The organism is Brachymonas sp. J145 (assembly GCF_036312245.1).
Taxonomy (GTDB): domain Bacteria; phylum Pseudomonadota; class Gammaproteobacteria; order Burkholderiales; family Burkholderiaceae_C; genus Brachymonas; species Brachymonas wangyanguii.
Map to the genome: position 1 here is coordinate 145,285 of NZ_JAZDCI010000005.1, position 11,489 is coordinate 156,773.

An 11,489-nucleotide genomic window follows, 5' to 3' on the forward strand; every position below is an offset into this window, starting at 1 on the left:
GGGGGCGATGCATGGGGCGTTCAGTGCGCCGGGTCCTGGCGCTCGTGCGTGACCCAGATGAGCGCGGCGGTATCGACCCCCAGCGCGCGCGCCTGGGCGACGATGGCGTTTTGCTGTGCCGGGGCGATGTGCTTGTCGCGCGCCAGAATCCAGGCGTAACCCGTGTCGGGCCCCACCACCAGGGCCCAGCGGTAGTCCGGGTCCAGCGCGGCGACGTGGTAGCCGCCGTAGAACGGCCCGAAGAACGACACCTTGAGCGAGCCGGTGGTGGGCGCGCCGGTGAACAGGGCTTTGCCCACGGCTTCGCGCCACTGGCCGCTGGCCGGGGCATAGCCGCGGTTGACCACGCGCACGCTGCCGTCGGCCTGCGCGGTATAGGTGGCGGACACATCGGTCATGCCGCGCTCAAAGGCGTGATCCAGGCGCGCCAGCTCATACCAGCGGCCCTGGTAGCGCTGCATGTCAAACGGCGTCACGGCGGTCACGCCCGGCGGCGGGCGGGTGCTGGCGCAGCCCGCCAGCAGCAGGGCTGATCCGGCCAGCAGCAGGGCCAGCAGTGCCAGGCGATGGCGCTGCAGTGGCGAAGGGCGGGTGCTGCTCAGGGTGCGGGCGGCGGTGTGCATACAAAGTCCTCCAGGGGTTCATGGGCCGCGGCGCCACTGCGCCACCAGCGGTTGCAAGGCAGGCAGCTGCGCCACGGCGCTAACGCCTGCCAGCGGCCGCTGGTACAGCGCGGTGCAGGCGCCACCCACCCACAGCGCGGTGGCGGGGGGCAGTTGCGCGCGCAGCTCGCGCAGGCTGGCCTGCACCAGGGCGGGTTTGTGCACGTTGCTGAAGCTCAGGGCCACCACGTCGGCGCGGTGGGCCCGCGCGGCCTGCGCAATGTCGGTCAGCGGCGTTTGCGTGCCCAGCGACACGCAGGTGCAGCCCTCCAGCGCCAACAGGGCTTCCACCATCAGCAGGCCCAGGCTGTGCTGCTCTTGCGGCAGCGTGGTCAGCAGCACCTTGGGGCCCAGCGGCACGGGCTGCGGCGCCAGCGTGGAAATGGCATGGCGCAGCACGCCGGTGATGACCTCGGTGTACAGGTGCTCCTCGTAAATCTCGAAGCGGCCCTGCGCCCAGGCGTCGCCCACCGCAGTCGTCAAAGGCGCGACCAGATCGGTGACAAAAGCCCCCAGGCCCATGCGCAGCTGGGCGTGGCTCAGGCCGTGCCGCAGCGCGCGCGGATCGTGCGTGCCGATGGCGTGGAGCAGTTCCTCCAGCAGGTGCGAGTGGAGAGAGTCTTGTTTGTGTGTCTTGGACAAAAAGGCTGTGGTGGCCGGTTCCTGGCTTTCCAGCAATTGCCCCAACTGGGCGTCATCCAGGCCCACCACCTTGCCTGGCCGCAGGCCGCCATCGAGCAGCCGGCGGATTTGCTTGAGCCGCTGCACCTGGGCTGCGCTGTACAGCCTGTCACCCGCCGAATCCCGCGTGGGCGCAGGGAATCCATAGCGCTTTTCCCACACGCGCAAGGTGTCTTTGCCCAGGCCTGTTTCGCGCTCCACGGCGGCAATCGGCAGGCCTGCATCGCCCGTGGGGGGTGCAGTAAAAGACGGTGCGGGAGTTGGGATGCTCATGGACAAAGGAGGATGGGTTGCGCTAATTGTCTAAGACAAAAATAATTTTGTCTAGTACAATACGCATTATGTGCAGCAGCCAGGGCTGCACTCCACAGTACCGCAGATTGGAATCAGGCTCATGAAAGTCGCAGTCATCGGATCAGGCATCTCGGGTTTGGCGGCCGCGCACCGCCTGCGGCGGCACGCGCAGGTGGTGCTGTTCGAGGCGGGCAGCTACTTTGGCGGCCACACCCACACGGTGGATGTCACGCTGCCCGATGCCCAGGGCCAGCGCGTCACGCACGGCGTGGACACGGGTTTTCTGGTGCTCAACGAGCGCACCTATCCCGGTTTGATTGGCTTGCTGGAAGAACTGGGCGTACCCACGGCGGCGTCGGACATGTCGTTCTCGGTCCAGGTGCCGGGTGCTGGCGCGCTGGGGGCAGGGGCGCTGGAGTGGAGCGGCTCCAGCCTGGCGACGGTATTTGCCCAGCGGCGCAACCTGCTGCGACCGCGCTTTCTGGCCATGTTGGCCGAGCTGCTGCGCTTTAACCGCCTGTGCACCGCCCTGGCCGAGCGCGGTGAAGACCGGGCGCTGGCCCAGCCTTTGGGCGAGTTTCTTGACCAGCACGGCTTTGGCGCTGCGTTTCGTGATTGGTACTTTTTGCCCATGCTGGGCTGCATTTGGAGCTGCCCGACGGACCAGATGCTGCGCTTTCCCGTGGCCACCATGGTGCGCTTTTGCCACAACCATGGCCTGATCCAGGTGCAGAACCGGCCCCAGTGGTACACGGTGGCGGGCGGCGCGCGCCAGTACGTCCATGCCATCGTGCAAGGGCTGGACGCGCGGCTGGCAACGCCAGTAGAACGCATCCAGCGCAACGCCGCCGGCGTGCTCATCCAGACCAGCGCCGGCAGCGAGCATTTCGACGCCGTGGTGCTGGCCGTGCACAGCGACCAGGCCTTGCGCCTGCTGGCCCAGCCCAGCGCTGTTGAACAACAGGTGCTGGGCGCCATCCGCTACCAGCCCAACCGCGCCGTGCTGCACACCGACACCCGCGTGATGCCCCAGCGCCGTGCCGCCTGGGCCGCGTGGAACTACGAGCGCGCGGCCAGCGGCGCACAGGAATCGGCCCGCGTCTGCCTGCACTATTGGCTCAACCGCCTGCAGCCGCTGCCCTTTGCGCAGCCGGTGCTGGTGTCGCTGAACCCCTTGCACGACATTGCCCCGACGCAGGTGCTGGGTGAGTTTGACTATGACCACCCGGTGTTCGACCTGGGGGCCATGGCCGCGCAAAAGCGCGTGCCGCAGCTGCAGGGCGCGCAGCACACCTGGTTTGCCGGTGCCTGGACGGGTTACGGTTTTCATGAAGACGGCCTGCAGTCCGGCTGGCGCGCCGCCGATGCGCTGCTGGCGCAGATGCAGCGCAGGAAGGCCGCATGACCCCCGCTGCCGCCCCCGGCCCTGTGCCGCACATCGGCTTCGGCCATGTGTGGCACACGCGGCTGCGCCCGCGCCAGCACCGCTTCAGCGTGCCTACCTTCTTCCTCATGTTGCCCATGCGCACGCTGCGCGCGCAGCCGCAGGCGGCGGGGGTGCTGGCCCTGAACCGCGCCGGGGTGCTGGCCTTTCGCGATGCGGATCACGGCGACGGCAGCGACGCGAGCCACGGCGGCGCACTGGCCTGGCTGGAGGCGCTGCTGCATGCCGAGGGCATTACCGACGCGCAGGGCGAGATCTGGCTGCAGTGCTACCCGCGCGTGCTGGGCTACAGCTTCAAGCCGGTGAGTTTTTGGTACTGCCACCGCAGCGACGGCAGCCTGCGCGCCATCGTGGCCGAGGTGAACAACACCTTTGGCGAGCGCCACGCCTATCTGCTCGACCAGCCGCGCTACGGCCAGGAGCTGCAGGCGCGCAAGGCCTTTCATGTGTCGCCGTTTTGCGCGGTGGAGGGCGGCTACCGCTTCGAGTTCCGCCGCAGCGGGCCCGAAGGCCTGGGCTCAGCGCGGGTGCGTATCGATTACCACGACGCCGAAGGCCCGGTGCTGCTCACCGGCATGGCCGGGCGGCTCGAACCCCTTACCGCCGCCAGCCGCCGCCGCGCGTTGTGGCGCTACCCCCTGCTGACGCTGGGCGTGATGGCTCGCATTCTCTGGAACGCCTTGCTGCTGTGGCTCAAGCACGTGCCGTTCCACGCCAAGCCCGCCGCGCCGGTGCTGCCCGTTTCCCGTTCATCCTCATCCGAGCACTGACCATGAACACCACCACTACGACCACCACAGCCAGCAACCCGTTCTCGCTGCCCCTGCCCGCCAGTGCGCCCGCCAGCGCGCGCAGCGGACTGCGCCTGCTGCAGCGCCTGCAGCACGGCACGCTGCACCTGGAGCTACCCGACGGCAGCACGCTGCAAGTGGGCCAGGGCGGCTACCCGCACGCCAGCCTGCACCTGCACCACTGGCGCGTGTTTGGCGCAGTGCTGCGCTCGGGCGACATCGGCCTGGCCGAGGGCTATATCGCCCAGGACTGGAGCACGCCCCACCTGGCCGACCTGCTGCGCCTGCTGATGGCCAACCGTGATGCGCTGGAATCCCTGGTCTACGGCGCCTGGTGGGGGCGCCTGGCCTACCGGCTGCGCCACCTGCTCAACCGCAACAGCCGCGCGGGCAGCCGCCGCAACATCCACGCCCATTACGACTTGGGCAACGCCTTCTACCAGCTGTGGCTGGACCCGAGCATGAATTACTCGTCGGCCTGGTTCCAGGGTGACTTGACGGGCGACCTGACCGCTGCGCAGCACGCCAAAGTGCGCCGCGCCCTGCACAGCGCCGGCGTGCAGCCCGGCAGCCGCGTGCTGGAAATTGGCTGCGGCTGGGGCGCGCTGGCCGAAATGGCGGCGGGCGAGTGTCAGGCCCATGTGACGGGCGTGACGCTGTCCACCGAGCAACTGGCGTTTGCCCAGGCGCGCCTGCTGGCAGCGGGCCTTGCGCCGCAGGCCGATCTGCGCCTGCAGGACTACCGCGACATACAGGACGGGCCATTCGACGCCATTTGCTCCATCGAGATGGTGGAAGCCGTGGGCCAGGCCTACTGGCCCAGCTACTTTGGCGCGCTGGCGCGGCTGCTCAAGCCCGGCGGGCGGGCCTGTGTGCAAAGCATCGTCATCGACGACGCGCTGTTCGACCGCTACGTGCAGGGCACGGACTTCATCCAGCAGTACGTCTTCCCTGGCGGCTGCCTGCCCAGCCCGGCGCGCTTTCGCGCCGCCGCGCAGCAGGCCGGCCTGCGCGTGATCGAGGAATTCGCCTTCGGCCCCGACTACGCCGAAACCCTGCGCCGCTGGCACCGCCAGTTCACCGAGCGGCGCGCCCAGGTGCTGGCCCAGGGCTTTGATGCGGCCTTCCTGCGCACCTGGGAGTTTTACCTGGCGTACTGCGAGGCGGCCTTCGACAGCCGCAACATCGACGTGGTGCAGTACACCTTGGTGAAAGATTAAAAACCATAGCTGCTCGCGCTTTCTGCATATGCCTTACAGCCTCATTTCATCGCTAAACCGAATGGCCCGCGTGGGCGTGCTGGCGGTGGCCTTGGGGGCCGCGGTCGCCAGCGCCACCGCTGCGGCCGATGGCGCAGCCGCCCCGCCCAGCTTTGTGCAGCAGGCACTGCCTGCCGCAGCCCTGCTGGGCCAGGGGCAGATGCGCTTTCTGGGGCTGCGCATTTACGACGCCCGCCTGTGGGTGGGCCCGCAATTCAAGGCGGCCGACTTTGGTGACTACCCGCTGGCGCTGGAGCTGAGCTACCACCGCGCCTTCAAGGGCGCGGCCATCGCGCAGCGCTCCATCGACGAGATCAAGCGCCAGGGTGAGTTGCCGCCCGCGCAGGCGCAACGCTGGCTGAAAGTCTTGACCGCCTTGCTGCCCGATGTGCAGTCTGGCGACCGGCTGACCGGCCTGTACCAACCCGGCCGGGGCATGCGTTTTTGGCGCGGCGAGCAGTTGCTGGGCGTCACGGACGATGCCGAGCTGGCGCGCCGCTTTTTCGCCATCTGGCTGTCGCCGCGCACCTCCGAGCCCGGCCTGCGCAGCGCCTTGCTGGCGCGCAGATCAGAAGGCGGGCCATGACCCGCGCCCATCTTCCGTGGACTGCCGCGCAGGTGCTGCCCTGGCGCGCCGGCCTGGCCTACGGGCTGCTGGGCCTGCCACTGGCCTTTGCCGCGCTGCCGTTGTACGTGGTGCTGCCGCATTACTACGCCAGCGACCTGGGCCTGCCGCTGGCCACCGTGGGCGCGCTGCTGATGCTGGTGCGGCTGATGGATGCCGGGGCTGAGCCGCTGCTGGGCCGCCTAAGTGATCGGCTGTACCGCCGCACCTCGCAGGCCGTGCTGTGGGTGGCCGGGGCTGCGGCGCTGCTGCTGGCGCTGGGCCTGGCGGGCCTGTTCTTCCCCCGCGTGCAGGGTAAAGCGGCGCTGGCGGTGTGGATGGTGGCGGGGCTGCTGTTCACCTGCCTGGCGCACAGCCTGCTGGTCATCGCGCACCAGGCCTGGGGCGTGCGCCTGGGGGGCGACGCCTTGCAGCGCAGCCGCATCGTGGCCTGGCGCGAGGGGGCGGGGCTGCTGGGCGTGGTCACGGCCAGCGCGCTGTCGGTGGCCTGGGGCGCGGGCAGTATGTTGGCCGTGTTTGCGTTGGCACTGCTGGCCGGCTGGCTTGTGCTGTGGCGCGCGCCGCGCCCGCCGGTGGCGGTTGCGCTACGCGATAGGGGGCATCAACCCAGTCCTGCGCTGTGGCAGCCACTGGCCGAATCACCATTCCGCCGCCTGTTGACCGTGTTTTTGTGCAACGGCATCGCCAGCGCCATACCGGCCGCGCTGATGCTGTTCTTCGCCCAGGACCGGCTGCTGGCCACGCAGCCGCAGATCGCGCTGTTTCTTGTGCTGTATTTCGTCAGTGGCGCGCTGTCCATGCCGGCTTGGCTGCGCGTGGTGCGCCGCTTCGGGCTGGAGCGCGCGTGGCTGGCCGGCATGTTGCTGGCTGTGGTCTGCTTTGGCTGGGCTGCGGGCCTGGAAGGCGGCCAGGTGCTTGCCTTTGGCGTGATCTGCGTGCTGTCCGGCATGGCGCTGGGGGCCGACCTGGCCGTGCCCGGCGCGCTGCTGGCCCTGCTGATCGAGCGCCACGGTGCCCAGGGCGTGCACGACGGCGCCTACCTGGGCTGGTGGAACCTGGCCGCCAAGCTCAACCTGGCGCTGGCCGCAGGCGCCACGCTGCCGCTCTTGCAATGGCTGGGCTACACGCCCGGCAGCCAGGATTTTTATGCGCTGCAGCACCTGGCTTGGGTCTACGCGCTGCTGCCCTGCGCGCTCAAGCTGGTGGCCGCGTCGTTGCTGCACTGGCTGCTGATCGATTCTCCAGACCACCCCCAGGAGTGACACCATGAACACACGCCGCCATGTTTTGTTGACCCTGCTTGCGGGCTCGGCCGTCCTCGCGGGCTGCGCCGGGCCGCAGGTCAGCGACTACGCCCAGCAGCGCCCCGCGCTGCAGCTCGATCGCTATTTCAATGGCCGCATCCGTGCCCACGGCATTTTCCAGAAGCGCGGCGGCGAGGTGGTACGCCGCTTCACCGTGGTCATGGACTGCCATTGGGAGGGCAACCAGGGCGTGCTGGACGAAGCCTTCAGCTATTCCGACGGCAGCACCTCCCGCCGCGTCTGGCGCCTGACCAAGCACGAGGGCGGGCGCTACACCGGGCGCGCCGACGACGTGGTGGGCGAGGCCGCGGGGCAGGAGTCCGGCAACGCCTTCCGCTGGAACTACACCCTGCGCCTGCCGGTGGACGGCAAGGAGTACGAGGTGCAGTTCGACGACTGGATGTTCCTGGTCGATGAGCGCGTGATGCTCAACCGCGCCACCATGAGCAAGTTCGGCATCACGCTGGGCGAAGTGCTGCTGTCCTTCAGCAAGGAATGAGCCCATGCCTCTGAACCCCCGCATCACCGACTGGCACGGCAAGCGCGTATGGCTGGTGGGCGCGTCCACCGGCATTGGGCGTGCCGTGGCCGCGCTGCTGCACGCACGCGGGGCGCAGGTGTGCGTGTCGGCGCGTCAGCAGGGCCTGCTGGACGCCTTCGTGCGCGAGCACCCCGGCAGCCAGGCGTTGGCGCTGGACGTGACCGACGCCCAGGCCACGGCCAGCGCTGCGCAGCAGCTGCTGCAGGGCGGGCCGCTGGATCTGGTTCTTTATTGCGCCGGCTACTACCGCCCCATGGTGGCCGACGCGCTGGACTTGCCCGAGCTGCTGCAGCACCAGCGCGTGAACGTCGCTGGCGCGCTGCATGTGCTGGCCGCGGTGGTGCCCGCGCTCTTGCAGTCCGCCAGCGCCGGGCGCGCGCCGCACCTGAGTTTGGTGGCCAGCGTGGCTGGCTGGCGCGGCCTGCCGCAAAGCCTGGCCTACGGGCCCACCAAGGCGGCGCTGATCAACCTGGCCGAAAACCTGTTCCTCGACCTGCGGCCCAAGGGCGTGGGCGTCAGCCTGGTGAACCCGGGCTTTGTCGATACACCACTCACGGCGCAAAACCAGTTCACCATGCCTTCCCTCATCACACCCGAACAGGCGGCGCTGGCCATCGTGCGCGGCTGGGAGCGGGGGGCGTTTGAATCGCATTTCCCTAAGCGCTTCACGGGTGTGCTCAGGTTCATGCGCTGCCTGCCGTACCGCTGGTATTTCCCGCTGGTGCACCGCTTCACCGGCCTTTGACCCATGCAGACCTCTCCCGCCGCTTCGTGCCCCGACACCCCCGCCGCCGTGCAAAGACTGATTGCGCTGTACGAGCAGCTTAGCCCCGCGCAACTGGCGCGGCTGGGCGACTACTACGCGCCCGACGCGCAGTTCAAAGACCCCTTCAACGACGTGCGCGGCGTACCCGCCATTGCGCAGGTGTTTGCGCACATGTTTGACACGCTGGAGCAGCCGCGTTTCGTCGTCACGCAGCACCTCGTGCAGGGCAAGCAGGCGTTTCTGGCCTGGGAATTTCACTTTCGCATGCGGCGCTGGCGGCCTCAGGTGGCGCAATGCATCCGCGGCGCCACCCTGGTGCGCTTTGACACCCAGGGACGCGTAACGCTGCACCGCGACTATTGGGATGCCGCCGAAGAGCTGTACGAAAAACTGCCACTGCTCGGCACTCTGATGCGCTGGCTGCGCAAGGCAGCTTCCGCCACCCACAAGGCCGCACCATGATCACCGTTCACCATCTTGAAATGTCGCGCTCCCAGCGCATCCTCTGGCTGCTGGAGGAGCTGGGCGTGCCCTATGACATCCGCCTCTACCGGCGCGACCCGGCAAGCCGGTTGGCGCCTGTCGAACTCAAGCGTATCCACACCCTGGGCAAATCGCCCGTGGTGACCGATGGCGACACCGTGGTGGCCGAGTCCGGCGCCATCATCGAATACCTGGCCGAGCGCTTTGGCGCCCAGGCGCCGGCAGAGCTTGCCCACCTGGAGCCCGCGCGCGGCACCGCAGAGCATCGCCAGTGCCGCTTTTGGATGCACTACGCCGAGGGCTCGCTGATGAACTGGCTGGTGATGAAGCTGGTGTTCGACTCCATTCCGCGCCAGCCCATGCCGTTCTTGGTGCGGCCCGTGGCCCGCGCCCTGTGTGCCAAGGTGCAGCAAAAGCTCATCACGCCGAACGTGCAGACCGCGCTGGCCTTCATGGAGGCGCACCTGGCGCAGCACCCCTGGTTTGCGGGCGAGCACCTCACCATGGCGGACTTTCAGATGAGCTTTGCCGTGGAGGCAGCTCTGGCCCGGGGCGGCAACGAAGCGGCTTGGCCGCATCTGGCCGCCTACCGCCAGCGCCTGCAGGCACGGCCTGCCTACCAGCGTGCGCTGCAAAAGGGCGGGCCGGTGTTGATGTCCTCGTGAACGGACCATGACGATAAAAAAAATACCTGCGGGCAGCAACGGCGTGGCGGCTACGGCCCCCAGCGCCATGGTGTGGCTGCGCCGCGACCTGCGTTGCCACGACCACGCCGCGCTCTACCACGCGCTGCGCCGCCATGAGCGCGTGTACTGCGCCTTCGTGTTCGACACCGACATCCTGGATGCGCTGCCCACGCGCTGCGACCGGCGCGTGGAGTTCATCCACGCCAGCGTGCTGGAGCTGCACGACGGCCTGCAGCAGCTGGCCGCACGCAGCGGCGCGCCCGGCGGCGGGCTCATCGTGCGCCACGGCCCGTCGCTGACGTGCATCGTGCAACTGGCGCAGGCGCTGGGCGTGCAGGAGGTGCTGGCCAACCGCGACTACGAGCCCCAGGCCCTGGAACGTGACCAGCGCGTGGCCCAGGCCTTGGGCGAGTTGGGCATCGCTTTTAGCGACTACAAAGACCAGGTGCTGCTGGAGCGTGACGAGGTGCTGACCCAGCAGGGCCGGCCCTACAGCGTGTTTACCCCCTACAAGCGCGCCTGGCTGCAGCGGCTGGATGCCTTCCAGCTCAAGCCCTATTCCGTTGAACGCTACGCCCGCCACCTGGCGCCGCCCCCCGCGGGCGAGCGCCTGCCCACGTTGGCAGACCTGGGCTTTACCCCCACCAACCTGCACGCGCTGCCTCTACCCACCGGGATGCGCGGTGCGCAGCAGCTGCTGCACGACTTTGCGCCACGCATGGCGGCGTATCACGAGGCGCGCGACTACCCCGGGCGCAAGGGCGTGTCCTACCTGTCGGTGCACCTGCGCTTCGGCACCGTGTCCATCCGTCAGCTGGCGGCGCTGGCGGCGCAGCAGGCATGCGAAGGCAGCGCGGGCGCGCAGACCTGGCTGTCCGAGCTGGCCTGGCGCGACTTTTATTTCATGATCCTGTGGCATCACCCGCAGGTGGTCACGCAGTCCTTCAAGCCCGAATACGACCGCGTGCAGTGGGACGAGGCGCCCGCGCTGTGGCAAGCCTGGTGCGAGGCGCGCACCGGCTACCCGCTGGTGGATGCCGCCATGCGCCAGATCTTACAGACGGGCTATATGCACAACCGCTTGCGCATGGTGGTGGCGAGCTTCTTGACCAAGGATCTGGGCATTGACTGGCGCCGCGGCGAGCGGTTTTTTGCCCAGCACCTGAACGACTACGACCTGGCCGCCAACAACGGCGGCTGGCAGTGGGCCGCGTCTACCGGTTGCGACGCGCAGCCCTACTTCCGCATCTTCAACCCCATCACGCAGTCCGAACGCTTCGATCCGGACGGGCAGTTCATCCGCCGCTACCTGCCCGAACTGGCCCGAGTGCCGGATGCGCACATCCACTTTCCCGCCGCCATGAAGCCGGTCGAACTCGCGGCCTGCGGTCTGCGGCTGGGGGTGGACTACCCGCAGCCTGTCGTCGATCACGCCAGGGCACGCGAGCGCACACTGATGCGTTTTTCGCCTATTTCATAAAGTGGAGTTGACCCGGTTCCGTGGACACATCATTCTTTGTGTTCAAGGAGTCGCAGATGTCCAAAGTACGACCGCCGTACCCGGCGGAATTCCGTCGGCAGATGGTCGAGCTGGTTCGAGCCGGCCGCTCACCCACACAGCTCTCGCGTGAGTTCGGTGTCACTGCCCAGTCCATCACCAACTGGGTCGGTCAGGCCGCCATCGACGAGGGCAAGCCCTTACCTGGCAAAGAAGGCCTGACCACCGCCGAGCGAGAAGAATTGGTGCGGCTGCGCCGCCAGTTGCGTCAGGTCCAGATGGAGCGCGACATCCTGGCAAAGGCTACGGCCTGGTTCGCCGGTCGCAGCGATGCGACATCCACGAAGTCTTCGGACTCGTGATGGCGAACCAGGCCGACCTTCCTGTGCGCGCCATGTGCCGCGTGCTCGGTGTCTCCGCCAGCGGCTTCTATGCCTGGCGAGAGCGTGCTCCAT

General features: G+C 68.3%; 12 protein-coding genes and 1 pseudogene. 11 read left to right on the forward strand and 2 right to left on the reverse strand.

Annotation, left to right across the window (positions count from 1 at the left end):
• Window positions 1–20 precede the first annotated feature (20 nt).
• Both V1261_RS06915 and V1261_RS06920 read right to left on the reverse strand, forming a co-directional pair.
• Window positions 21–623, reverse strand: a complete 603-nt coding sequence (locus tag V1261_RS06915; protein ID WP_329770894.1) for a lipocalin family protein — start codon at window positions 621–623, stop codon at window positions 21–23.
• An 18-nt stretch (window positions 624–641) separates the two neighbouring features.
• Window positions 642–1,616 carry a MerR family transcriptional regulator gene (locus V1261_RS06920; protein ID WP_329770895.1) on the reverse strand — a complete coding sequence of 325 codons (975 nt, stop codon included), beginning with the start codon at window positions 1,614–1,616 and terminating at the stop codon, window positions 642–644.
• A 121-nt stretch (window positions 1,617–1,737) separates the two neighbouring features.
• Here V1261_RS06920 and V1261_RS06925 point away from each other — a divergent pair, with 121 nt between their 5' ends.
• From V1261_RS06925 to V1261_RS06975, 11 genes and pseudogenes are all read left to right on the forward strand, one after another.
• Window positions 1,738–3,042 (forward strand): NAD(P)/FAD-dependent oxidoreductase, encoded by a 1,305-nt coding sequence (locus V1261_RS06925; protein ID WP_329770896.1) that lies wholly within the window; start codon window positions 1,738–1,740, stop codon window positions 3,040–3,042.
• The gene (locus V1261_RS06930) at window positions 3,039–3,851 is read left to right on the forward strand and encodes a DUF1365 domain-containing protein (RefSeq protein ID WP_213359565.1); all 813 of its coding nucleotides are present in this window, start codon (window positions 3,039–3,041) and stop codon (window positions 3,849–3,851) included. The genes V1261_RS06925 and V1261_RS06930 overlap by 4 nt, the downstream gene beginning before the upstream one ends.
• A 2-nt stretch (window positions 3,852–3,853) precedes the next feature.
• Complete coding sequence (locus V1261_RS06935; RefSeq protein ID WP_329770897.1) at window positions 3,854–5,092, forward strand: cyclopropane-fatty-acyl-phospholipid synthase family protein; 1,239 nt, start codon at window positions 3,854–3,856, stop codon at window positions 5,090–5,092.
• A 61-nt stretch (window positions 5,093–5,153) separates the two neighbouring features.
• The gene (locus V1261_RS06940; protein WP_329770898.1) at window positions 5,154–5,717 is read left to right on the forward strand and encodes a chalcone isomerase family protein; all 564 of its coding nucleotides are present in this window, start codon (window positions 5,154–5,156) and stop codon (window positions 5,715–5,717) included.
• A complete protein-coding gene (locus V1261_RS06945; RefSeq protein ID WP_329770899.1) occupies window positions 5,714–7,018 on the forward strand; it encodes an MFS transporter in 1,305 nt (434 codons plus the stop codon). The genes V1261_RS06940 and V1261_RS06945 overlap by 4 nt, the downstream gene beginning before the upstream one ends.
• Window positions 7,019–7,022: 4 nt before the next feature.
• Window positions 7,023–7,559 carry a DUF3833 domain-containing protein gene (locus V1261_RS06950; RefSeq protein WP_329770900.1) on the forward strand — a complete coding sequence of 179 codons (537 nt, stop codon included), beginning with the start codon at window positions 7,023–7,025 and terminating at the stop codon, window positions 7,557–7,559.
• A gap of 4 nt (window positions 7,560–7,563) precedes the next feature.
• Window positions 7,564–8,346, forward strand: a complete 783-nt coding sequence (locus V1261_RS06955; RefSeq protein WP_329770901.1) for an SDR family NAD(P)-dependent oxidoreductase — start codon at window positions 7,564–7,566, stop codon at window positions 8,344–8,346.
• Between the two features lie 3 nt (window positions 8,347–8,349).
• Complete coding sequence (locus tag V1261_RS06960) at window positions 8,350–8,829, forward strand: nuclear transport factor 2 family protein (RefSeq protein WP_329770902.1); 480 nt, start codon at window positions 8,350–8,352, stop codon at window positions 8,827–8,829.
• Window positions 8,826–9,515, forward strand: a complete 690-nt coding sequence (locus V1261_RS06965; RefSeq protein WP_329770903.1) for a glutathione S-transferase family protein — start codon at window positions 8,826–8,828, stop codon at window positions 9,513–9,515. The genes V1261_RS06960 and V1261_RS06965 overlap by 4 nt, the downstream gene beginning before the upstream one ends.
• A gap of 7 nt (window positions 9,516–9,522) precedes the next feature.
• Complete coding sequence (locus tag V1261_RS06970) at window positions 9,523–11,016, forward strand: cryptochrome/photolyase family protein (RefSeq protein ID WP_329770904.1); 1,494 nt, start codon at window positions 9,523–9,525, stop codon at window positions 11,014–11,016.
• Window positions 11,017–11,072: 56 nt separating this feature from the next.
• A pseudogene (locus V1261_RS06975) lies at window positions 11,073–11,489 on the forward strand (transposase); the annotation flags it as partial.